Source organism: Halomonas sp. 11-S5 (assembly GCF_029889825.1).
Lineage (GTDB): Bacteria > Pseudomonadota > Gammaproteobacteria > Pseudomonadales > Halomonadaceae > Halomonas.
Genome location: NZ_JARANW010000013.1, coordinates 56,242 through 79,260 on the forward strand (window position 1 = coordinate 56,242; position 23,019 = coordinate 79,260).

General features: G+C 64.4%; 20 protein-coding genes and 2 pseudogenes. 11 read left to right on the forward strand and 11 right to left on the reverse strand.

Annotation, left to right across the window (positions count from 1 at the left end; translation table 11 throughout):
- Nucleotides 1-49: 49 nt before the first annotated feature.
- The 3 genes from OP497_RS10720 to OP497_RS10730 are packed head-to-tail and all read right to left on the reverse strand — an operon-like array spanning nucleotide 50 to nucleotide 3,203.
- A complete protein-coding gene (locus OP497_RS10720) occupies nucleotides 50-1,036 on the reverse strand; it encodes a thiamine pyrophosphate-dependent dehydrogenase E1 component subunit alpha (protein ID WP_280548218.1) in 987 nt (328 codons plus the stop codon).
- 14 nt (nucleotides 1,037-1,050) lie between these two features.
- Nucleotides 1,051-2,631, reverse strand: coding sequence for a GMC family oxidoreductase (locus OP497_RS10725; protein ID WP_280548219.1), 1,581 nt, complete (start codon nucleotides 2,629-2,631; stop codon nucleotides 1,051-1,053).
- Nucleotides 2,632-2,684: 53 nt separating this feature from the next.
- Nucleotides 2,685-3,203 (reverse strand): gluconate 2-dehydrogenase subunit 3 family protein, encoded by a 519-nt coding sequence (locus OP497_RS10730; RefSeq protein ID WP_280548221.1) that lies wholly within the window; start codon nucleotides 3,201-3,203, stop codon nucleotides 2,685-2,687.
- 354 nt (nucleotides 3,204-3,557) lie between these two features.
- Between OP497_RS10730 and OP497_RS10735 the strand changes: the two genes are divergently transcribed.
- Nucleotides 3,558-5,540 (forward strand): sigma-54-dependent Fis family transcriptional regulator, encoded by a 1,983-nt coding sequence (locus tag OP497_RS10735; RefSeq protein WP_280548222.1) that lies wholly within the window; start codon nucleotides 3,558-3,560, stop codon nucleotides 5,538-5,540.
- 128 nt (nucleotides 5,541-5,668) lie between these two features.
- Nucleotides 5,669-6,877 carry an MFS transporter gene (locus tag OP497_RS10740; RefSeq protein ID WP_280548223.1) on the forward strand — a complete coding sequence of 403 codons (1,209 nt, stop codon included), beginning with the start codon at nucleotides 5,669-5,671 and terminating at the stop codon, nucleotides 6,875-6,877.
- A 5-nt stretch (nucleotides 6,878-6,882) separates the two neighbouring features.
- Here the strand turns inward: OP497_RS10740 and OP497_RS10745 are convergent, their stop codons facing one another.
- The gene (locus tag OP497_RS10745; RefSeq protein WP_280548224.1) at nucleotides 6,883-7,785 is read right to left on the reverse strand and encodes a helix-turn-helix transcriptional regulator; all 903 of its coding nucleotides are present in this window, start codon (nucleotides 7,783-7,785) and stop codon (nucleotides 6,883-6,885) included.
- Nucleotides 7,786-7,920: 135 nt separating this feature from the next.
- Here OP497_RS10745 and OP497_RS10750 point away from each other — a divergent pair, with 135 nt between their 5' ends.
- The 9 genes and pseudogenes from OP497_RS10750 to OP497_RS10790 form a co-directional block, all read left to right on the forward strand.
- The gene (locus tag OP497_RS10750; protein WP_280548225.1) at nucleotides 7,921-8,625 is read left to right on the forward strand and encodes an ABC transporter permease; all 705 of its coding nucleotides are present in this window, start codon (nucleotides 7,921-7,923) and stop codon (nucleotides 8,623-8,625) included.
- Nucleotides 8,622-9,347, forward strand: coding sequence for an ATP-binding cassette domain-containing protein (locus tag OP497_RS10755; RefSeq protein WP_280548226.1), 726 nt, complete (start codon nucleotides 8,622-8,624; stop codon nucleotides 9,345-9,347). The genes OP497_RS10750 and OP497_RS10755 overlap by 4 nt, the downstream gene beginning before the upstream one ends.
- 102 nt (nucleotides 9,348-9,449) lie before the next feature.
- On the forward strand, nucleotides 9,450-10,214 hold the full coding sequence (locus OP497_RS10760; protein ID WP_280548242.1) for a substrate-binding domain-containing protein: 765 nt from the start codon (nucleotides 9,450-9,452) through the stop codon (nucleotides 10,212-10,214).
- Nucleotides 10,215-10,489: 275 nt separating this feature from the next.
- Nucleotides 10,490-11,659: an isovaleryl-CoA dehydrogenase gene (locus OP497_RS10765; protein ID WP_280548228.1), complete on the forward strand. Its 1,170-nt coding sequence runs from the start codon at nucleotides 10,490-10,492 to the stop codon at nucleotides 11,657-11,659.
- Nucleotides 11,660-11,760: 101 nt separating this feature from the next.
- A complete protein-coding gene (locus tag OP497_RS10770; protein WP_280548229.1) occupies nucleotides 11,761-13,368 on the forward strand; it encodes a carboxyl transferase domain-containing protein in 1,608 nt (535 codons plus the stop codon).
- A 136-nt stretch (nucleotides 13,369-13,504) separates the two neighbouring features.
- Nucleotides 13,505-14,356, forward strand: a complete 852-nt coding sequence (locus OP497_RS10775) for an enoyl-CoA hydratase/isomerase family protein (protein WP_280548230.1) — start codon at nucleotides 13,505-13,507, stop codon at nucleotides 14,354-14,356.
- Nucleotides 14,353-16,395 (forward strand): acetyl/propionyl/methylcrotonyl-CoA carboxylase subunit alpha, encoded by a 2,043-nt coding sequence (locus OP497_RS10780; RefSeq protein WP_280548231.1) that lies wholly within the window; start codon nucleotides 14,353-14,355, stop codon nucleotides 16,393-16,395. The genes OP497_RS10775 and OP497_RS10780 overlap by 4 nt, the downstream gene beginning before the upstream one ends.
- A 203-nt stretch (nucleotides 16,396-16,598) precedes the next feature.
- Nucleotides 16,599-17,498, forward strand: coding sequence for a hydroxymethylglutaryl-CoA lyase (locus OP497_RS10785; protein WP_280548232.1), 900 nt, complete (start codon nucleotides 16,599-16,601; stop codon nucleotides 17,496-17,498).
- Nucleotides 17,498-17,695: pseudogene (locus tag OP497_RS10790) on the forward strand (hydroxymethylglutaryl-CoA lyase); the annotation flags it as partial. The gene OP497_RS10785 and the pseudogene OP497_RS10790, both read left to right, overlap by 1 nt.
- A gap of 280 nt (nucleotides 17,696-17,975) precedes the next feature.
- Here OP497_RS10790 and OP497_RS10795 read toward each other — a convergent pair.
- The 7 genes and pseudogenes from OP497_RS10795 to OP497_RS10825 form a co-directional block, all read right to left on the reverse strand.
- On the reverse strand, nucleotides 17,976-18,176 hold the full coding sequence (locus OP497_RS10795) for an addiction module protein (RefSeq protein WP_280548233.1): 201 nt from the start codon (nucleotides 18,174-18,176) through the stop codon (nucleotides 17,976-17,978).
- A gap of 178 nt (nucleotides 18,177-18,354) precedes the next feature.
- Complete coding sequence (locus OP497_RS10800; RefSeq protein WP_280548234.1) at nucleotides 18,355-18,735, reverse strand: hypothetical protein; 381 nt, start codon at nucleotides 18,733-18,735, stop codon at nucleotides 18,355-18,357.
- 494 nt (nucleotides 18,736-19,229) lie between these two features.
- Entirely contained in the window at nucleotides 19,230-19,826 is a 597-nt protein-coding gene (locus tag OP497_RS10805; RefSeq protein WP_280548235.1) for a PIN domain-containing protein, read from the reverse strand.
- 36 nt (nucleotides 19,827-19,862) lie between these two features.
- Nucleotides 19,863-20,204 carry an addiction module antidote protein gene (locus OP497_RS10810; RefSeq protein ID WP_280548236.1) on the reverse strand — a complete coding sequence of 114 codons (342 nt, stop codon included), beginning with the start codon at nucleotides 20,202-20,204 and terminating at the stop codon, nucleotides 19,863-19,865.
- A gap of 4 nt (nucleotides 20,205-20,208) precedes the next feature.
- Entirely contained in the window at nucleotides 20,209-20,505 is a 297-nt protein-coding gene (locus tag OP497_RS10815; RefSeq protein WP_280548243.1) for a type II toxin-antitoxin system RelE/ParE family toxin, read from the reverse strand.
- 131 nt (nucleotides 20,506-20,636) lie between these two features.
- Nucleotides 20,637-21,416, reverse strand: coding sequence for an abortive infection family protein (locus tag OP497_RS10820; RefSeq protein ID WP_280548237.1), 780 nt, complete (start codon nucleotides 21,414-21,416; stop codon nucleotides 20,637-20,639).
- Between the two features lie 195 nt (nucleotides 21,417-21,611).
- Nucleotides 21,612-22,826, reverse strand: a pseudogene (locus OP497_RS10825) (IS66 family transposase); the annotation flags it as partial.
- Nucleotides 22,827-23,019: the final 193 nt, after the last annotated feature.

Here is a 23,019-nt window from a genome sequence, read left to right on the forward strand (position 1 = left end):
CATGTTCATGACTTTACTCCTGATTGTCGTTTTCGGTTCATCGTGGCAATCAGACGAAAACGGTCTCGAGGGCCGCCTCGGGGGGGAGGAAGTCGCTCTCCCGAGCGAAGCGGATGGCCGCCTCGACCCGTTCGTGGGCCTCGTCGACCAGGGCGGTATCGGCGGCCTCGTCGAGCAGCCCGGCCTCGATCAACGCCTGGCGGTAGCGCGGGATAGGGTCGCGGCTCTGCAGGCCGGCCTTTTCGCCCTCGGGGCGGTAGTCCTCACTGTCACCCATGAAGTGACCGGCCAGCCGCGAGGTCTCGATCTCGATCAGCGTCGGTCCCTGGCCGTCCCGGGCCCGGGCGATGGCCTCGCCGGCGGCGGCGAACACGCCCTCGACGTCGTTATCGGCGACATGCACCCCGGGCATGTTGTAGCCACTGGCGCGAAGGTCGTTGCGCGGCACGGCGGTGGCGGCCTGCTTGGCCACCGAGATGCCCCAGGCGTTGTCCTCGATGACGAACACCACGGGCAACTGCCAGACCGACGCCAGGTTCAGGGCCTCGTGGAAGGCGCCCTGGTTGGCGGCCCCCTCGCCCAGGAAGGCCACCGCCACGCCCGGCTTGCCCTGCATCTTGCGGGACAGGGCGGCGCCCGCCGCCGGCCCCAGGCTCTCGCCGATGATCCCCGAGCAGGAGAAGTTCACGCTGGGGTCGAAGATGTGCATGTGGCCACCACGGCCACCGGAGAGGCCGCCGGCCTTGCCGAAGATCTCGGCGACCATGGCGTTGAGGTCGACGCCCTTGGCCACGGCGATATGATGCGGCCGGTGAGTGGCGACGACGACGTCCTCGGCGTCGAGGTGGGCGCAGACCCCCACCGCACAGGGTTCCTGGCCATTGGAGAGGTGCATCTCGCCGGGAATCGGCCCCTTGGCCATGTTGAAGACCGGCGTCTTGCCTTCCATGTAGATCGTCTCGATGCACTCCTCGAGATGACGGCTGGTCACCATCTGACGGTACATCCACAGCCGCTGGTCGTTGGTCGGTTGCATGGGGAATCCTCCGCTCAGAGTTCCTGGCGCTGCATGCGCTCGGCGATGTGATCGGCCTGACGCAGCGCCAGGGCGACGATGGTCAGGGTCGGGTTCTCGGCCCCGCTCGAGGTGAACTGGCTCCCGTCGGAGACGAACAGGTTGTCGATGTCGTGGCTCTGCCCCCACTGGTTGACCACCCCGTCCTCGGACCGGGCGCTCATGCGGTTGGTGCCGACGTTATGGCTGGTGGGGAAGTCCGGCACCTTGAAGATGCGCTCGGCACCTGCGGCCTCGTAGCAGCGCCGCGCCTGCTGTTGGCCATGGCTGCGCACCTTCGCATCGTTGGGGTGATCCCCCTTGTAGACGACGGGAACCGGCAGGCCGTACTGGTCCTTCCTGGTGTCGTGCAGGGTAATGCCGTTCTGCTCCATCGGCAGGTCCTCGCCGCAGATCCACACCCCGGAGAGGTGGTCGTACTTGTCCAGGGCGGTGGTGACATCGCGGCCCCAGCCGGCATTGCTGGGATCCATGAACTTGGCGAAGAAGGGGACGCCCAGCGACATCACCTCCAGAGTGTAGCCGCCGACGAAGCCCCGCGACGGATCGAGGCGCGCCTCGTCGGAGATGATGCCCGCGAAGGTGGTGCCTCGATACATGTGTACGGGCTTGGGCATCACGCCGAAGATGCAGCTGGTGGCGTGGGTCATGTAGTTTTGCCCCACCTGGCCGGAGGAGTTGGCCAGGCCGTCAGGAAACATCGAGGAGTGAGAGTTGAGCAGCAGGCGCGGTGACTCGATGGAATTGCCGGCTACGCAAACCGCCCTGGCCCGCTGGCGATGCTGATTGCCGTCGCCATCGGCATAGACCACTGCCGTGGCCCGCCCCTGATCGTCGTGCTCGATCTTCAGCGCCATGGAGCGCGGTCGAACCTCGCAGTGCCCGCTGGCCTCGGCGCGGGGAATGTCGGAATACATGGTCGACCACTTGGCGCCGAAGCGGCAGCCCTGCATGCAGAAGCCCGCCTGCATGCAGCGGCCGCGCTCGTCATACTCCTCGGTGTTGATGGCCATGGGACCCGAGCGCAGCTGCTTGTAACCTATGCGCTCGGCGCCGGCGGCCAGCACCTTGAAGTTGTTGTTCCACTGGTGATATGGCATGCCGGTGGAGTCACCGGTCACCCCCATGTGGCGTTCGGCCTTCACATAGTAGGGCTCGAGGTCCTTGTAGGAGATCGGCCAGTCGAGCAGGTTGGCCCCCTCGAGATCGCCGATCTCGCTGTGCAGCTTGAATTCATGGGGCTGAAAGCGCAGTGAGACGCCGGCCCAGTGGATGGTGCTGCCGCCCACCGCCTTGACGATCCAGGCCGGCAGACCGGGGAAGGTCTCGGTGAGCTGGCGGGGGCCTGCGGTGACGCGCTCATCGAGCCAGGAGATCTTCTTGAACATCTCCCATTCGTCGTTCTCGATGTCATTCATCTGGTAGCGCTTGCCAGCCTCCAGCACCACGCTGTCGATGCCCTTCTTCGCCAGGGCCTGAGCCAGGGTGCCGCCGCCGGCCCCTGAGCCGATGATCACCACCACGCTGTCGTCGTCATAGTCGAAACGGGTTGCCATGGCGTGTCTCCTCTCGATTCGATTGTTGTCGTGTCACACAGGGATAGCGGGGGTTACAGCCAGTCGATCTCCAGGTCATCGAAGCCGCGATAGAGGTATCCGCCCTGCTCCCACGATGACCCCTCGTAGCCGAAGTACAGCTCCCAGAGCTCGTTGTTGTCGTAGAGCCCTACCACCAGGGTGCCGCGCACCGTCTGAAAGAAGTCGCCGTCCTCAATCTCGCGCAACAGCGCCGCCCGGTCAGCCTCCTCGCTGATGTCGCTGTAGTCCGTCCCGTGGGCATCACGGGCCCGGCGGTTGAGGTCGGCCAGGCCGTCGGCGATCAATGCCCGGTTGTTTTCCAGTAGTGGCTCGAGGGGAGTGAGGTAGAAGGCGTCAGGGATGGCATCGTGGGGGTAGATGTCACGGCCCATGCGCAGCAGGCCCGCGGCCAGATCGGGCTCGGCCAGGGCCCAGCGGGGCCAGAGGCTGCCGGCGCCGAGCGCCATGCCACCGACCAGCAGGGCGCCTTGCCCGGAGAGGGTGAGAAAGCGACGCCGAGTGACCGTCGACGCTCTTTGGGAATGGCTCATGGCTTGGCTCCTGTTGTTATGCAAGACCTCGTCTTGCTGAGTGATCAGCCAGGGCGACCCGTCGGTCGCACACCTTTCCCAGGCAGCTTTCGTGCCAGGAATCGGGTCAAAAGACCCAGAATCATGTTATTCAAGGGGAAATTGGTTGCAGATGAGGAGTAAGGCTGTGCCCGTCGCCGCACCAGGGCCGGCGAGCATTACACGCGACGTGACACTCCGCTTTACATAGGAGCGTTACAGGTGTAATAGGGGGCGACGAAGGTCGCATCACGCGCCGTGAGCCGGAGGCGTAGGGTCATCAACGGACATTCGCATCCTGCATAGCGCCTTCTCTCCGGCGCTGAGGACATGGCCATGAACATTGCCAAGGCACAGCGAGAGCACGTCGAGACGATCCTGAGTTCCCTGGAGCATCCCCGAGGAGGGGGAGAAGAGGCGGTCATCGAACGCTCCTGGCGCCGCTGCATCGACCGCTACGGACTCGATCCCGCCAGGCCCAGCCCACCCCGCTACGTTCCCGACCAGACCCTGCGCGAGCATCAGGACCAGGCCGATGGTCTCATCAAGGTGGCCCGGGCCGGCGTGGAACAGCTCTATCGCCAGGTCCATCCCCTCGAGTACGTGGTGCTGCTCACCGATGCCCGGGGCATCGCTGTCCAGTTCCTCGGCGCGAGCAGTGCCCATCGCGAACATCAGCGCACCGGTCTCTACCTCGGCTCCAACTGGAGCGAGGAGCATTCCGGCACCTGCGCGGTGGGTACGTGCATCCAGGAGGAGTTGCCGCTGACCTGTCACCACAGCGACCACTTCAGCGCCCATCACATCAACCTGACCTGCACGGCGGCGCCGGTCTTCGACCCGGATGGCCAGCTGCTGGCGGTGCTCGACATCTCCGCCTACCGTTCGCCGGAGTCCAAGACCTCCCAGACCTTCGCCCTGCAGGTGGTCAAGCACTATGCGCGAATGATCGAGGATGCCTACTTCCTGCAACGCTATAACGGCTACCACATCGTCTGCCTGGACCGCTCCCGGGAGTTCGTGCTGATCAACCGGCGCTACCTGATCGCCATCGAGGAGGACGGGACCCTGCTGGCCGCCAACACCGCCGGACGCAAGCTGCTGCGTCATCACGAGCTGCCGTTACCCGGACCCGGCGAGGCCCGTCCCTTTCGGGCCTGGCACATCCAGGACCTGCTGGATGCCGAGGTCGACGACGTGCTCAACATCCAGCGCTACTGCGACGACCGGGTGCGCGCCTTCCTGACCCATCGCCACCGCGAGCTGCACTTCGCTACCCTGATCGAGCCACAGCGTCGTCATCCCGCAGGGAGTACGGCGCACCCGGGGGATTCCAGCCTGGCGCCACTGGAGGCGCTGGCCGATGACGACCCGGCGATGCGCGATACCCTGACCCGGGCCGCCCGGCTGCGCAATGAGCCGATCAATATCCTGGTGATCGGCGAGACCGGCACCGGCAAGGAACGCATGGCCCGTGCCCTGCATGATTCCAGCCTTCGCCGCGACAAGCCCTTCGTGGCCATCAACTGCGCGGCCATGCCCGAGTCGCTGATCGAGAGCGAGCTGTTCGGCTACGAGCCTGGCAGCTTTACGGGCGCCAACAGCAAGGGGATGAAAGGGCTGATCGCCCAGGCCGACGGCGGCACCCTCTTCCTGGACGAGATCGGCGACATGCCGCTGCAACTGCAGACCCGCCTGCTGCGGGTACTGGCCGAGGGGGAGGTGCTGCCGATCGGCGCCAACCGGCCGGTCAAGGTCGACCTGAGGGTGGTGGCGGCCACCCACCGCGACCTGCGTGGCCTGATCGATCTGGGCCAGTTCCGCGAGGACCTCTTCTATCGCCTGAACGGCGCCAGCCTGCGCCTGCCGCCGCTTCGCGAGCGCGCCGACCAGGCCTACCTGATCCGCAAGCTGTTCGAGGAGCTTCGCGCCGAGCGTGGCGAGTCGCGGACCCGGCTGCGCGGCGACGCCACCACTGCCATGCTCGCCTATCCCTGGCCGGGCAACATCCGCGAGCTGCACAACGCCCTGCGCTATGCCCTGGCCACCTGCGAGGGCGACGAGGTGGTGGTCGGAGACCTGCCGGAAGAATGCATCAGCGGCCACCTGGCCCACCCCGCGGCACGTGCCGCCAGGGCACCCGAGGGACTCGCCCCCGGGGTGATGCTGCGCGGCGAAGACCCGCTGCAGGAGACCCTGCGCCGGCATCACTGGAACATCAGTGCTGTGGCCCGCGAGTTGGGCCTGTCGCGGCCGACCATCTACCGGCGCATGAAGCGCCAGGGCATCGTGCCGCCCCACCAGCAGGACGCCCACTGAGCTCGCGACCCGCCCGGGGATGATATTACGGCACGGGTGTCAGCCTGTTGCTCATTCCAGTGTGTCCGAAACATCGCAGATGCGCGATAGTAGCGCGCAATTCGTCTGCCAATGGGTAACCCGTCGCCATGAATGCGCTGCGCCGCCACACCCTGCTGATCATCGTCCTAGGCAGCCTGGTCATCTCGCTGGCCATGGGCCTGCGCCATGGCTTCGGCCTGTTCCTGGAGCCAATGAGCAGTGATCTGGGCTGGGGACGGGAGGTCTTCGCCTTCGCCCTGGCCCTGCAGAACCTGATCTGGGGGCTATCCCAGCCCTTCAGCGGGGCACTGGCCGACCGCTTCGGGGCCGCGCGGATCGTGGTGGCGGGGGGCCTGCTCTATGCTCTGGGGCTGGCCATGATGGGGCTGTCGGACTCGGCCCTGGGCATGTCGACGAGTGCCGGGCTGCTGATCGGCCTGGGGCTTTCGGGCACCACCTTCTCGGTGATCCTCGGCGCCGTGGGCCGCGCCGTGCCGCCAGAGAAACGCAGCCTGGCCATGGGCATCGTCAGCGCCGCCGGTTCCTTCGGCCAGTTCGCGATGTTGCCCGGCACCCTGGGGCTGCTGGAGTGGCTCGGCTGGTCCGCCGCCCTGCTGGTGATGGGCGCACTGGCGGCCTTGATGGTGCCCCTGGGCGGGATGTTGCGCGATCGTCCGTCGCCGCGCCAGGCCAGCGATCTCTCGCTGCGGGCGGCGCTCGACGAGGCCGCCGCGCATCGCGGCTTCTGGCTGCTCTGCATCGGCTTCTTCGTCTGCGGCTTCCAGGTGGTGTTCATCGGCGTCCACCTGCCCGGCTACCTGGTCGACAGCGGCATCGCCGTGCAGGTAGGCAGCACCGTGCTGGCGCTGGTGGGGCTGTTCAACATCGTCGGCACCTACACCGCCGGCTGGCTGGGCGGCTTTCTCTCCAAGCCGCGCCTGCTGACCTGGCTCTACCTGATCCGCGGCATGGTGATCACCGTCTTCCTCGTCGTTCCCCTGAGCCCGGCCAGCACCTACCTGTTCGGCATCGCCATGGGCCTGCTGTGGCTCTCCACGGTGCCGCTGACCAACGGCATCGTCGCCTCGGTGTTCGGCGTGCGCCACCTCTCCATGCTCGGCGGCATCGTCTTCCTCTTCCACCAGCTCGGCTCCTTCATGGGCGTCTGGCTGGGCGGCTACTTCTACGACCTCAACGGCGACTACGACCTGGTGTGGCGGCTCGCCATCCTGCTCTCCGTGGCGGCTGCCATCCTGCATGCGTTCATCCGCGAGACGCCCATCGAGCGCTCTCCCGCCGAGGGCGCCAGGGCCTGACGCCCTCAGGCGTTGTAGACCACCCGCCCTAGCTCACTGATGTCATAGCCGCCCAGCGCCTCGGCCCGCTCCGCGAAGCGCGTCTCCCTGGCGAAGGACAGCAGCCGCTGGATCGGCGGCTCGAAGTAGCTGCGCCGCCGCAGGGCCAGGTCGAAGGCTTCCAGGTGCAACGGTACGAAGGCCAGCCCCTGACGGCGGGCCGCGGCCTCGACCCCCAGCCCCGCGTCCGCCTCACCCTGATGGATCGCCAGCGCCAGATCATCCTCGTTAAGCGAAGGGTGGGCAGTGAACCGCAGCCGGCTGGCATCGATCCCCGCCCGGGCCAGCAGCCAGGTCAGCAGTCGCTGGGCCCCGGCATCGGGCTGACGATGGGCCAGGCGTACCTTGTCCCCGGCCAGATCCTCGAGGCCGGTGATGCCCAGGGGGTTGTCCGGCGCCAGCAGCAGCCCTTGGCGACGGGTCGCCCAGCGCACCATCACCAGATCCCGCATGCCGGAGAGCCCCAGCGCCTCGGGCCGGTTGTAGCCGCCGCTATGCGCGTCCAGCAGGTGCAGCCCCGCGACCATCGCTTCGCCAGCCAGCAGGCGTCGCACTCCATCGCCGCTGCCATGGCAGAGCAGCGCCAATCCCGCCCCGCTCTCGCGCACCGCCCACTCCAGCAGCGGATCCTGACTGCCCGCCAGCACCACGGGCACCGGCCGGCTGCTGGCCCGATCTCCCTCCAGGTGGTTCATCAGCCAGAGGTCGATGCTCTGGCGTGGAAAGAGCAGCTTGCCGGTGACGCGCACGCAGGGCATCGCCCCCTGGCGCACCAGGTCATAGACCTTGCGCTCCTTGAGGCGCAGGTAGTCGGCCACCTCGGCGGTGGTCAGGTAGGCACGGGATGCACTCCCCCGGTCGGTATCCATGGTACAAGGCCCTCATGGCGATAGAACTCTGGCGCTAGTATTGTCGTTATCCTGCATGTTACTGCATGAATTACCGCGTTGGATGCGTCTCCGCGTTTTAACGCACATGATGCAGGGAGACCGCAGGAGCGCACGATGTCCGACGATGCCAACGCCTTCCAGACCGCCCTGGCCTTGATCCTGGGGCGCGACCCCGACCTGGTCGGGATCGTGGTGCTGTCGCTGCAGATCTCGCTGACAGCCGTGCTGATCGCCGCGCTGATCGGCCTGCCGCTGGGCGCGGCCCTGGCACTATGGCGTTTTCCCGGCCATAGCGTGATCGTGGTAGCACTCAATGCCCTGATGGGGCTGCCGCCGGTCGTCGCGGGGCTCAGCGTCTACCTGCTGCTTTCACGCGCCGGGCCGCTGGGCGAACTCGGTATGCTCTTCACCCCTGGTGCCATGGTGATCGCCCAGATCATCCTGGTGCTACCGATCATTGCCGCCCTGGCCCGTCAGCAGGTCGAGGAACTCTTTCAGGAGTACCGCGAGCAGCTCACCTCGCTGGGGCTTTCGCGCCTGCGCATGATCCCCACGTTGCTCTGGGACGCCCGCCTGGGTCTCGTCACCGTCGTGCTCGCCGGTTTCGGCCGGGCCAGCGCCGAGGTCGGGGCGGTGATGATCGTCGGCGGCAATATCGACGGCGTCACCCGGGTCATGACCACCGCCATCGTGCTGGAGACCAGCAAGGGCAACCTGCCCCTGGCGCTGGGCCTGGGCCTCGTGCTGCTGTCGCTGGTGGCCCTGGTCAATGCCGCCGCCTACCTGATGAGCGAGACGGCCAGGAGGCGGCTGGGATGAACGACATGACGACGCTGCCGGTCACCGACGCCCCCCCGCTCGAGATGCAGGGGGTCACCTTCATCCACCGTGGTCAGCGGCTGCTGGAGCCGCTGGACCTGCACCTGACCGGCTGCCGGCGCACCCTGGTGATGGGCCCCAATGGCGCCGGCAAGAGCCTGCTGATGCGCCTCGCCCACGGCCTGCTCACCCCCAGTGCCGGGCGCGTCCACTGGGAGGGGCGCCCCCCGCGCCAGGCGATGGTCTTCCAGCGGCCGGTGCTGCTCAGGCGCTCGGCGCTGGCCAACCTGGCCTATGCACTGGCCGTCAACGGCACGCCACGCCGCGACCGCAAGCCTCGCGCCCGCCAGGCGCTGGAGCGCTTCGGCCTGGCGGCGCTGGAGAAGCGCCCGGCCCGCGTGCTCTCGGGGGGCGAGCAGCAGCGCCTGGCCCTGGCCCGGGCCTGGTTGCTCGACCCCGAGGTACTGTTCCTGGATGAGCCCACCTCGGCGCTGGACCCCGCCGCCATCAAGGCAGTGGAAGACGCCGTTCAGGAGTTCCATAACCGGGGAACGCGCATCGTGATGAGCAGCCATGACCTGCACCAGGCCCGACGCCTGGCCGACGACGTACTGTTCCTGTGCCGTGGCCGCTTGATCGAGCATACCCCGACCGAGACCTTTTTCACGGCCCCCGCCTCTTCCCAGGCGCGGGCTTTCATCCGGGGCGATCTGGTGCTCTAGCGTCGCCTGCGTCCCATCGCGTCATGCAGCAACCAAAAGGAAGCAACCATGCAAAACAAGGCACGTATCGCACTGACCGCCGTGAGCCTGCTGGGGCTGTCGATGGCGGCCCAGGCCCAGGATGGAGAGCGCTATATCACCCTGGCCTCGACCACCTCCACCGAAAACTCGGGGCTGTTCGACGCCATCATCCCGCAGTTCACTGAAACAACCGGTATCGACGTCCGCGTCGTCGCCGTCGGCACCGGCCAGGCCTTCGAGATCGCCCGTCGCGGCGACGCCGACAGCCTGCTGGTGCACGATACCGCCGGCGAAGAGCGCTTCGTGGAAGAGGGCTATGGCACCGAGCGCGCCGACGTGATGTACAACGACTTCGTGCTCATCGGCCCGGGGGGCGACCCGGCCGGCATCGCCGATGCCGAGACCGTGGCCGAGGCCCTGTCGCTGATTGCCGAAGCCGAGGCACCCTTCGCCTCGCGGGGCGACGACAGCGGCACCAACCGTGCCGAGCTGCGCCTGTGGGATTCCGCCGGCGTCGAGCCGGGCGGCGAGTGGTATCGCGAGCTCGGCAGCGGCATGGGCCCCACGCTCAATACCGCCGCAGGCATGGACGCCTACGTGATGAGCGACCGCGCCACCTGGGTCGCCTTCGATAACCCGCAGGACCTGGCGCTGCTGTTCGAGGGGGATGATGCACTGTTCAACCAGTATGGCAGCCTCCTGATCAGCCAGGAGCGCTTCCCGCACCTCAAGCACGACCTGGCCGAGCAGTGGCACAACTGGCTGCTCTCCGACGAGGGCCAGCAGGCCATCGCCGACTTCGAGGTCAAGGGTCAGCAGCTGTTCTTCCCCAACGCCACGCCGTAACCCTTCGGGCCGGCCCCGTCACCCTGCTGACGGGGCCGCCCCAGTCCCGCCAGCAGTTCCTCTAGCTCGCTGCTCAGAAAACGCCGCTCGGCGCACTCAGCCGGGTGGCCGGTATCACACCTCTTCTACATTCGTCGTAGGCGCGAAAACCTGCACTTTACGTTAACGTCAACCTCGCCTAGTCTTGTGCCATCTGCCATCTTGATGACATCTGTTTGCCTTTGGCGCCTCGCCCGAGCGGTCGGCGCCTCACCTGACGAGAACGGGAGCCCGCCATGCACACGCCCTATAAGCCCCTCGATTTCGGCTTCGACGACGAGCTGAACATGCTGCGCGACCAGGTCAACGCCTTCGCCCGCGACGAGATCGCCCCGCGCGCCGGCGAGATCGACGAGAAGAACGAATTCCCCAATGACCTCTGGCAGAAGTTCGGCGACATGGGCCTGCTCGGCATCACCGTATCGGACGAGGACGGCGGCAGCGGCATGGGTTACCTGGCGCACTGCATCGCCATGGAGGAGATCTCCCGGGCCAGCGCCTCGGTGGGCCTCTCCTACGGCGCCCACTCCAACCTCTGCGTCAACCAGCTCAAGATCAATGCCAGTGCCGAGCAGAAGGCCAAGTACCTGCCCAAGCTGATCAGCGGCGAGCATGTCGGCGCCCTGGCCATGTCCGAGCCGGGCGCCGGTTCCGACGTGGTCTCCATGAAGCTTCGCGCGCGCAAGGAGGGCAACAAGTACATCCTCAACGGCAACAAGATGTGGATCACCAACGGCCCGGAAGCCAGCGTGCTGGTGGTCTACGCCAAGACCGACCCGGAGGCCGGCTCCAAGGGAATCACCGCCTTCATCATCGAGAAGGACTTCAAGGGCTTCTCCACCGCCCAGAAACTCGACAAGCTGGGCATGCGCGGCTCCAACACCTGCGAGCTGGTGTTCGAGGATTGCGAGGTGCCGGAGGAGAACGTGCTCGGCGAGGTCGGCAAGGGCGTGCGCGTGCTGATGAGCGGCCTGGACTACGAGCGTACCGTGCTCGCCGCCGGCCCCATCGGCATCATGCAGGCGGCGCTGGACATCGTGGTGCCCTACGTCCACGAGCGCAAGCAGTTCAACCAGTCCATCGGCGAGTTCCAGCTGGTGCAGGGCAAGATCGCCGATATGTACACCACCCTGAACGCCTGCCGCGCCTATCTCTATGCCGTGGCCGCCGGCTGCGACCGCGGCCAGTCCTCGCGCAAGGACGCCGCCGGGGTGATCCTCTTCTGTTCCGAGAAGGCCACCCAGGTGGCGCTGGACGCCATCCAGCTGCTCGGCGGCAACGGCTACATCAACGAGTACCCGACCGGGCGCCTGCTGCGCGACGCCAAGCTCTACGAGATCGGCGCCGGCACCAGTGAGATCCGCCGCATGCTGATCGGCCGCGAGATCTTCAACGAATCAAAATAAGCTGGAAGCTGGAAGCTTGAAGCTGTAAGAGGCGACGACTCTCCCCCCGGGGTTTCTTCCAGCTTCCGGCTTCAAGCTTCCGGCTCATCTCGGAGAGATGTATGGCAATCCTGAATACCCAGATCAATCCGCGCAGCGACGTCTTCCAGGGCAACGACGCCGCCATGCGCAATGAAATCGGCAAGCTGCGCGAGCTGACCGCGGCCATCGCCCAGGGCGGCGGCCAGAAGGCCCGCGAGCGCCACGAGTCCCGCGGCAAGCTGTTCGTGCGCGACCGCATCGACCACCTGATCGACGAGGGCTCGCCCTTCCTCGAGTTCTCGTCGCTGGCCGCCCATGAGGTCTACGACTCCGCGGTGCCCGCCGCCGGCGTGGTCACCGGCATCGGCCGCGTCTCGGGGGTGGAGTGCGTGATCGTCGCCAACGACGCCACGGTCAAGGGCGGCACCTACTTCCCGCTCACCGTGAAGAAGCACCTGCGCGCCCAGGAGATCGCCCGCAAGCATCGCCTGCCGTGCCTCTACCTGGTCGACTCCGGCGGCGCCTTCCTGCCCCGCCAGGACGAGGTCTTCCCGGATCGTGACCACTTCGGCCGTATCTTCTACAACCAGGCCACCCTGTCCGCCGAGGGCATCCCGCAGATCGCCGTGGTCATGGGTTCCTGCACCGCGGGCGGCGCCTATGTGCCGGCCATGGCCGACGAGTCGATCATCGTCAAGGAGCAAGGCACCATCTTCCTCGGTGGCCCGCCCCTGGTGAAGGCCGCCACCGGCGAGAGCATCAGCGCCGAGGACCTGGGCGGCGCCGACGTGCACGCCAAGGTGAGCGGCGTGGCCGACCACTACGCCGAGAACGACGCCCACGCCCTGCAGCTGGCGCGCGGCTGCGTCTCGCGGCTCAACTGGCAGAAGCGCGGCCAGCTCGCCATGCAGGCGCCCAGGCCCCCGCGCCTGGACCCCAGCGAGCTCTACGGCATCGTCGGCACCGATCTCAAGAAGCCCTACGACGTGCGCGAAGTGATCGGGCGCATCGTCGACGACTCCGACTTCGACGAGTTCAAGCGCTACTACGGCGACACCCTGGTCACCGGCTTCGCCCATATCCAGGGCTACCCGGTCGGCATCGTCGCCAACAACGGCGTGCTGTTCTCGGAGAGTGCAGTGAAAGGCGCGCACTTCATCGAGCTGTGTGCCCAGCGCAAGATCCCGCTGATCTTCCTGCAGAACATCACCGGCTTCATGGTCGGCTCGAAGTACGAGCACGAGGGCATCGCCAAGCACGGCGCCAAGCTGGTCACCGCGGTGGCCTGCGCCAAGGTGCCCAAGTTCACCGTGCTGATCGGCGGCAGCTTCGGCGCCGGCAACTACGGCATGTGCGGCCGCGCCTTTGAGCCCAACCTGCTGTTCATGTGGCCCAACGCCCGCATCTCGGTGATGGGCGGCGAGCAGGCCGCCGGCGTGCTCTCCCAGGTGAAGCGCGAGCAGTTCGAACGCGAGGGCCGCGAGTGGACAGCGGAGGAAGAAGAGGCCTTCAAGGCGCCCACCCGCGAGCAGTACGAGCACCAGGGCCACCCCACCTACGCCAGCGCCAGGCTGTGGGACGACGGCGTGATCGACCCGCTGCAGACCCGCGAGATCCTCGGCCTGTCGCTGGCCGCCGCCATGAATGCCGACGTGGAAGAGACCCGCTTCGGCGTGTTCCGGATGTAGTCCCCTTGCTGCGCAAGGGAGCTGGAAGCTTGAAGCTGTAAGCTGGAAGTCTCCTCCGCACGCCCTGGGGGCAAGATCCTGGCGGGTTCTTCAAGCTTCCAGCTTCCGGCTTCAAGCTCTGTTAACGAGGTTCGAGATGTCAGATACCCCTTCCTACTCAAAATTGGAGCTCGACGACCGCGATGTGGCCTGGCTGACCCTGGAGCGCCCGGACGTCCACAACGCCTTCGACGACAGCATGATCGCCGAGCTCAATGCTCACCTCGAGCGTCTCCACGAGGCCGCCCGCCATGGTGACGTGCGCGCCGTGGTGCTGGGCTCCGAGGGCAAGAGCTTCTCCGCCGGTGCCGATCTGAACTGGATGAAGCGCATGGTGGAGTACGACGTCGATGACAACCTCGCCGACTCGCGCAAGCTCGCCGCTCTGATGCACGGCCTGGACACCCTGCCCTGCCCCACCCTGTGCCGCGTGCAGGGCGCCGCCTTCGGGGGCGCCGTGGGCCTGGCCGCCTGCTGCGATATCGTCATCGCCTCCGAGAAGGCCAAGTTCTGCCTCTCCGAAGTGAAGATCGGCCTCTCGCCGGCGGTGATCAGCCCCTACGTGCAGCGCGCCCTGGGCGAGCGCCAGGCGCGCCGCTACGCGCTGACCGCCGAGGTGATGGATGCCCCCACCGCCCTGGCGCTGGGTCTGGCCCACCGGGTGGTCGAGCCCGAGACGCTCGACGACGCCGTCACCGAGATGCTCGACACCCTGCTCGCCGGCTCGCCCCAGGCGCAGCGCGCCACCAAGGCGCTGCTCGCCGAGGTGGCCCGCGAGCCCGACAGCAAGGCCACCCGCGAGCACACCTGCCGGGTGATCAGCGAGCTGCGCGTCAGCGCCGAAGGCCAGGAGGGCCTGGCCAGCTTCTTCGAGAAGCGCCGACCCGCCTGGACCCAAGGCACCGCCAGAAACGATAGCGACACGACCGCCACGGAGCGACGCTCATGAGCCTCAACACCTTCGACACCCTGCTGGTCGCCAACCGCGGCGAGATTGCCTGCCGCGTGATGCGCACGGCGCGTGCCATGGGCCTGCGCACCGTCGCCGTCTACTCCGACGCCGACGCCAACGCCCGCCACGTCCGCGAGGCCGACGAGGCCATCCGCCTCGGCCCGGCCGCGGCCCGCGAGAGCTACCTCAAGGTCGAGGCCGTGGTCGAGGCCGCGCGGCGCAGCGGCGCCGGCGCCATCCACCCCGGCTACGGCTTCCTCTCCGAGAACGGCGCCTTCGTCGAGGCCCTCGACCAGGCCGGCATCGTCTTCGTCGGCCCGCCCGCCTCGGCCATCGCCGCCATGGGCGACAAGTCCGCCGCCAAGGCACGCATGGCCCACGCCGGTGTGCCGCTGGTGCCGGGCTACCACGGCGACGACCAGGACGACGCCCTGCTCAAGGCCGAGGCCGACAAGATCGGCTACCCGGTGCTGCTCAAGGCGAGCGCCGGCGGTGGCGGCAAGGGCATGCGCGTTGTGGAGTCCGCCGCCGGCTTCCAGGCCGCCCTGGAGGGCTGCCGCCGCGAGTCCCAGGCCGCCTTCGGCGACCAGCGCATGCTGATCGAGAAGTACCTGACCCAGCCGCGCCACGTCGAGGTCCAGGTGTTCTGCGACAGCCACGGCAACGGCGTCTACCTCTTCGAGCGCGACTGCTCCGTGCAGCGCCGCCACCAGAAGGTGCTGGAGGAGGCCCCGGCCCCGGGCATGAGCGAGAGCCTACGCCGCGAGATGGGCGAGGCCGCCGTGCGCGCCGCCAAGGAGATCGGTTACATGGGCGCCGGTACCGTGGAGTTTCTCCTGGACGCGGATGGGTCTTTCTTCTTCATGGAGATGAACACCCGCCTGCAGGTGGAGCACCCGGTCACCGAGATGATCACCGGCCAGGACCTGGTCGAGTGGCAGCTGCGCGTGGCCATGGGCGAGCGGCTGCCGCTGGCCCAGGACGAACTGACCATCACCGGCCACAGCTTCGAGGCGCGGCTCTACGCCGAGGACCCGGAGCAGGACTTCCTGCCCGCCACCGGCACCCTGACCCGCTTCGCCATGGACCTGGAGGGCGCCGGCCTGGACCCCGCGCGCGTGCGCCTGGACAGCGGCGTGGAGACCGGCGATGCCGTCTCGATGCACTACGACCCGATGCTCGCCAAGCTGATCGTCTTTGGGGACGACCGCGCCCAGGCGCTGGCGACCCTCAACCGGGCGCTGGCCGCGCTCGACGTGCAGGGCGTGGTCACCAACCGCGCCTTCCTGCAGCGGCTGGCTACCCACCCCGCCTTCCGCGACGCGGATCTCGATACGCGCTTTATCGAGAAGCACGAGGAGACCCTCTTCGCGCCGCGCCGCTACAGTGTCGAGGAGTATGCCGGGGCCGCCCTGGTGGGCCTCAACCAGCTGTCCCGCGAATGCGAGAGCGACTCGCCCTGGGACCGCCACGACGGCTTTCGCGTCAACGCCCCGCACACCATCCGCATCGCCCTGTGTCCCCCTACACAAAACCAGGCCCATACCCAGTCGCCGGACGCCGAAGGCGTGGTGGTGGTCGAGGGCACCCGCGAGGACAACGCCGGCCCCTGGCACCTGACCATCGGCGGCGAGACGCTCACCGCGCGCCTCGACCCGCTGGCCGGCGACGCCGTGGCCATGACCCTGGACGGCCACCGCCGCCGCCTGCAGGCCCGCCGCGACGGCAACGTGGTGGTGATGGTCGACCCGCGCGGCGAGACCCGCCTCTTCTGGCGGCGCATCGACGCCATCGACCACGGCCACCACGAGGCCGAGTCCACCCTCACCGCGCCCATGCACGGCACCGTGGTGGCGCTGCTGGTGGAGCCCGGCGTCCAGGTCGAGAAGGGCATGCCGCTGATGGTCATGGAAGCCATGAAGATGGAACACACCATGTCCGCCCCCGCCGACGGCCATGTGGCAAGCTTCCACTTCCAGGCCGGCGATACCGTGGGCCAGGGCGACGTGCTGCTCGAGTTCGCCCCCGACGAATAATCGGAGGTGCACGGGAGCGCAGGGTATTGTGGGAGTTCAGGGTTTGGTGGGAGCACTGCTTGCAGCGCGAATGGAGGCCGCAGGCCTCCCTTGTCACCACTAGCCACAGCAACGCGTAGGCCCGGTAAGCGTGAGCGCACCGGGCGGATTTCGCCGGATGCGACGTCTACCTATCGGACCTACGCGACGGATGGAGTAACGACATGACATTCCCGAAACACGTACGCCTGGTCGAGGTCGGCCCGCGCGACGGGCTGCAGAACGAGCCCGAGCCGATCAGCACCACCACCAAGCTCGAGCTGATCGAGCGCCTCGGCGCAGCCGGCATACGCTACATCGAGGCGGCGAGCTTCGTCTCGCCCAAGTGGGTGCCGCAGATGGCCGACCACCGCCAGGTGATGAAGAACCTCGCCCGCCTGGACGGCGTCACCTATGCCGCCCTCACCCCCAACCTCAAGGGGCTGGAAGGCGCGCTGGAGTGCGGCGTCGAGGAGGTCGCGGTGTTCGGCGCCGCCTCCGAGGCCTTCTCGCAGAAGAACATCAACTGCTCCGTGGCCGAGTCCCTGGCCCGCTTCGAGCCGGTGCTCGAGCGCGCACAGGAGGCCGGCGTACGGGTGCGCGGCTACGTCTCCTGCGTGCTGGGCTGCCCCTACGAGGGCGAGATCGCCCCCGCCAAGGTGGCCGAGGTAAGCAAGGCACTCTTTGAGATGGGCTGCTACGAGGTCTCGCTGGGCGACACCATCGGCACCGGCACCCCGCTCAAGGCCAAGCGCATGATCGAGGCCGTGAGCCGCGACATCCCAATGACCCAGCTCGCCGCCCACTTCCACGACACCTACGGCCAGGCGCTCGCCAACCTCTACGCGGTGATGGAGGAAGGCATCGCCGTGGTCGACAGCTCCGTCGCCGGCCTCGGCGGCTGCCCCTACGCCAAGGGCGCCTCCGGTAACGTGGCTAGCGAAGACGTGGTCTACCTGCTCGACGGCCTCGGCATCGAGACCGGAATCGACCTGAACGCCCTGGCCGCCACCGGCACCTGGATCACCCAGACCATCGGCCGGCCCAACCGCTCCAAGGTGGGGGTGGCGCTGGCCAGCCGCTGATTGGCGGCTGCCCGCTCTATAGCCACAAGGGCGCCTCCGGCAACGTGGCAAGCGAGGACGTCGTCTACCTGCTCGACGGCCTCGGCATCGAGAGCGGCATCGACCTGGTCGCCCTGGCCGCCACCGACACCTGGATCACCCAGGCCATCGGCCGGCCCAACCACTCCAAGGTGGGCGTGGCACTGGCTGCCAAGTAATTTTCTCGCCCCAACGCAAAGCGCCCGCGCCATTTGGATGGCGCGGGCACTGTGTCTATAGGCGGATTAACGCCCTTATTCACGCGCCAGCGGTGCTGGTCGCGTGCAATTACTTATGGAACTTACGGTAGATGAGAGGGTTTCTGAGCAGTTTATCCAAGGCCTTCTCTACGCACAGAACGAAGTCGTGACCTAAGCCGACTCGCTTACTTTCGTACGTCGTGTACTGCTCATCAATATCAAACTCAGCCTCTGGCCGGACTGTGAGCGTATACACCATCTACTTGGACAGAATTCGAGCTTTGACGGCCGACCAGGTTGAGCCCGGATCATGGTCGATTTCGAATGTAGCCAATCGACGATCGAGCTCCTGCCGCTGAGGTGTTGTGACGTCGATCTCGGCATCGTCAGCAATCACGCTATCCCAAAGGGTCTCGGCGAGAAGAATCCGCTCAGAAACGGTAAGTGATTGAATTTCCATCGTATAAGACTCTTGCAAGGACTTTCACCGTTTATTTTAGCACAGGTCTGATATGAGGCCAGAAGCCTACCGCACAAGCACATAACGCGTTGGTTAAGCGGCGGCTTTTTTGCAGCGCAGCAGAGAAAAGGGCGTCCGGTGGAGGGCCGCGAGGCCCGTAACGAACTGCAACTATTGGTTAGGCTTTTTTACGCCGTAGCATGCAGTCAAAGGCGTAACCAAGTGCACCGCCTACCGCGATCGGCACAAGCGCATAGACTGGAATCATGATCAATGCGATAGCTGCTTGTGGGTCGGCACCCAAGTCTAATGTGCCATGCGCCCATGCCAAGAAGCCAAAACCAAGTATGCATGGCGCCAACAACGAAACAGGCCGCTCATACATGAAGCTTAAAGCGAGGATGCCACCCCAAGCTATCGCATTTAAGGCACCAAAAAACAGCCAGCCACCAACACCCATATCCGTATACTGCCCCAACCACTCAGTGTCGCGAGGCAATCGCGTCAGATAAGGTAGGACAATTCCAACCAACACGACAATGAAACGAGCTTTTCTCATGGTCATAGGTAGCCTAACGCTTGCAGCATGCGCGCCCATGAAATGAAGCCGGAGGCGCAATGTAAAGGGCGTCGGCGTGCCTGCGATTGTTATATGAGTCCACGCTTGTGCTGCACATTATATTTAAGTTGATGTTCTTGAATTCAGTCGCTCTCAATGCGCCTGAGATCCTCGGATTCTTCTACCGGAATGAAATTCCATGATGTAAAAACCTTGCTTGAGTCTTTTCTTGTGTGCACTGCTACTCGGAGGAAACAATTCCAGCCCCTACCAATATAGACGAGTTCGTCTGCATTGAAAAGCAGATAAATACCCTGCTCATTTCCTTTAAGAGGGAACGCGCCAACTTTCAGTTCTTCCAGAACATCTCTATTCGTAGCTGAGCTTCCACATATAACGCCAGCGCGCAACGGCGCACTTGTAATGGAGGCGCAGCCGCAATGAAAAGGGGCGTCCGGCGGCCAACGGCCGCGTATTGATGCACCTTGTTAGGGCTAGTGCGGCAATTGGTACGAAACATTGCCGTTATTCACCTTTATGTACTTGCGCTGCTCAAGGTCTTTCACAATTGAGCTTAGCTGCTGTTCCGACAGCTTCTCGGTGAACAGCGAATTGATGGTGTTGGAGAGCGTTTTCACCTTGCGAGGTCGAGATTGGCCCCGGCCTGCTAGGTTTTTCACGATGGCGCACACCATATCGTCGGTGGAGGTAGCCGTGGACATTCTTACTACGGGAATTTCTGCCAAGTCTCGCTCACGCTGGATTTTGATGCCGCGTGATTTGAGATGCTTGATCAGCGTGTCAAAACCGGTATCTCGGGAGATGATGTGGAAGTATGCGCCTGAGTCCTTGCCCGCCAGTTCACCAATGTAATAGGCAATGTGAAAATCGAGAGCGTTTTTGCTAGTGCCCGTAATTTTTATATATCGCGCAGCATCCCCAAGGCCCTGCATAGCTGCAGCCAGATCAAACGGTATCTTTACTTGGTTAGCACCAACAAAAACCACCACCTTGAAAGGGTGCTGCTTGAGAACCTCCAGGTTACTCGGCTGTACATTCTCAAAATCTATCAGGACATAATTTGTTGCCAAGCAGACTCTCCTTGTTTTTGGTCCTAACGCTCTCATTCACGCGCCAGCATCGCTGGTCTCGTGAAATTGATTGTTAGAAGGCTTTGTATGGGGAGCCTGCACAGTGATCTGTAAACCAAGGGCCTTTGCCACTTTTGCAACCGTAGAAAAAGTAGGGTTGCCGTCGGGTGATAAAGCTTTATACAAGCCTTCTCGGGTCAACCCTGTATCTCGTGCAAGTTGGCTCATGTTCCTGGCGCGCGCGATAACACTCAACGCATGCACAATGAATGCAGGATCGTCACCGGCTTCCTCGATGCAGGCCTCAAGATACAGTTGAATATCTTCTTCTGTTTCCAGGTGCTCTGCTGAATCCCAACGCGTAGTTTTGATACCCATAGCCTTATACCTCCAACTGCCTGGCAATATCTTTGGCTTTGGCGATATCAGCTTTCTGAGAACTTTTTTCGCCGCCGGATAGAAGTATCACGACAACAGCGTCTTTCTGTACAAAATAGACTCTGTAACCGGGCCCGTAGAAGATTCGCAACTCACTCACGCCTTCCCCGACGGGTGCCACATCGCCGAAATGGCCCATTTCGACTCGATCAATCCGGGCCTGAATTCGAGCTTTTGCCCGTCGGTCCTTGAGGGATCTGAACCATTTCGTGAATCTAGCCGTCGTCCTGACATCTATCATATGGTAACTGTAGTTCACATGCGGCGATGTGTCAACTGTGGTTGACATTTGCCTTCTAACGCCCGCAGCACGCGCGGCTTTGTAGTGGAGGCGCAGCCGCAACGAAAAAGCCGTCGCCGTGCCTGCGATTGTTAGGCTTTTTTGGCATGTAGCATCTCCATAATGAAGACCACCAAAGTGTGTGCAGCATTCACAACAAGCCGTGCCTCTGCAACCACAATGCTTGGTGGGCTAGACCCACGACCATGAGCAGAGCCTATGTGTGACCTAAAGGCACCAACACCATCAATGATTGAAGAAATACCTTTAAGCACTTTGTGCTGATCAGCTGCCAGAGTGACGTCGGTATTCAGCGCAAGGTGCGGCTGAACGACGCCCCAAAGTGGCATTACATTAAGTTTATTTGGCATAGCTAGATCATCGAAGCTTTCGATGTAGAACTTTAGCGTGGCTTCGATAATTGAACAGGATGCAGTTATTGATGCATGAGGATCACTTTGGATATGCTCAATTGCTCTCTCAAATTCCTTTTCAATGGATGAGAAATCACCTGACCTCAGATAGTCTTCCAGAGTTTTAGTAATTGGCGTTGAGCCTGCTTTCGTCACGTATCCATTGGTTCGATAGACTATTTGATTTTTCGCTAATGCGGCGTTAATTCTTGCTTGGCCTTCGGTCACCTTGGTTGATGATGGCCCACCAAAAAGTGAAGAGGGCGGCTCCTGATCCATGTACTCTTGAATCACAGCGCCCAGAACTTCTAGCGCATCAGTTTTAGGATCTTCGTTACAACGCTTTAGCCAGTTACTGCACTTCTTTTCGCAGTTACCCTCAGGCACGTCTCCTGGCGCTCCACTTTCCATAAATAGCGTATCAAGCTTGGAGTGACTGTAATAATGATCAGCGATCATAGAAGCTACGGCTCCGATAACCGAATTTGGTATTTGATGATTCAAACTCGAATCTCCGTGAGCCTAACGCCCTTGTTTAGCGGCGCCCATGTAGCGCAGCGAAATGGGCGTCCGGTGTAGGGCCGCCAGGCCCGAAACGTACTACAACTATTTGTTAAGTAAGCGCTCCACAAATCCCACCTGTTGCGGCGTGAGTTAGACCGGTAGAGTCTCTTTCCAGCGCCAAGGCAGCAGCGTGTCGAGGTCATCCTTCTCGCCGAGTGTCGGCAGGGTCTCGAACACGAACTGCAGGTACTCATAGGGCGAGAGGCCGTTGGCCTTGGCCGTCTCGATCAGGCTGTAGATCGCCGCGCTGGCCTGGGCACCGCTCGGTGTGTGGCTGAACAGCCAGTTCTTGCGACCAACAACGAAGGGGCGAATCGCGTTCTCGGCCGGGTTGTTGTCCAGCGGTATCAGCCCATCATCGAGGAAGCGGGTCAGGCGTTGCCACTGGCCATCCAGGTAGTGCAGCGCCCTGCCCAGTGCGCTCTTCGGCAACACCTGGGTCAGCGACTTGTCGAGCCAGGTGCGCAGCTGGGTGATCAGCGGGCGGCTCTTCTGCTCCCGCAGTACCCGGCGCGCCTCGGGCTCCAGGCCCTTGGCCTGTCGCTCAACGGCGTAGAGCTTGCGGATCTGGTTGAGCGCCCAGTCGGCCTTGCCGGTCTTGCCCTTGGGCTGCACCTTCTGCGCCTCGACGAACTTGCGTCGGGCGTGCGCCCAGCAGCCGGCATGGGTGATGCCGTTTTTCCGCACCACCTCGGCATAGCCCTCGTAGCCATCGGTGACCAGGCGACCGGCATAGTCACCCAGCAGGCGCACGGGCACCCGACCGGCGCGGCTGGCGTCATAGTCGAACAGCACCACCTGTTGGCCCGGTGGTCCCGCGCGTTGCAGCCACATGTAGGACGTTGAGCTCGCCGGTCGATCGGCTTCGGCGTTGACCTACAGGGTGGTCTCGTCCATGTGGATCAGCGGGCCCTGCAGCAGGTGCTGTCGCAGGGCCTCGACCAGCGGCATCAGCCGCTCGCCGACCTGAACCATCCAGCGGGCCAGGGTATTGCGCGGAATCTCGGCGCCGTGGCGGGCGAAGATCTGACTCTGCCGATAGAGCGGCAAGGCATCCTGATACTTGGCGGTGGCCACATAGGCGAGCAGCGTCGGGCTGGCGTTACTCTTCGGCAGCAGCTTGGCCGGCGCCGGGGCGATCTGCACGCCCTCTTCGCAGGCTGGGCAGCCGTACTTGATGCGCACATGGCGGATCACCTCGACCCGCGCCGGCACCACATGCAGCTCTTCGCTGATCTCTTTACCGATCTCCTTGAGCTCGGTGCCGTCATCGTGACAGTGACGGGCATCCTCGGGGAGCTCATGGTGTCAACCCCGATTAGAACTGTCCGCCTTATACCGATCTAAGGTGTCCGGTCATTACCGATGGATGGCCAGTCCGATCAGTTCTCGGCCTCGGCTTCCTCCTCCTGGTCAGCGGTGGGTTGTGGCTCCATCTGCGGGCGCTGGTTGAGTAGACCGGCCTTGCGCTTCTCCTTGAGCCGGTAGCTCTCGCCCT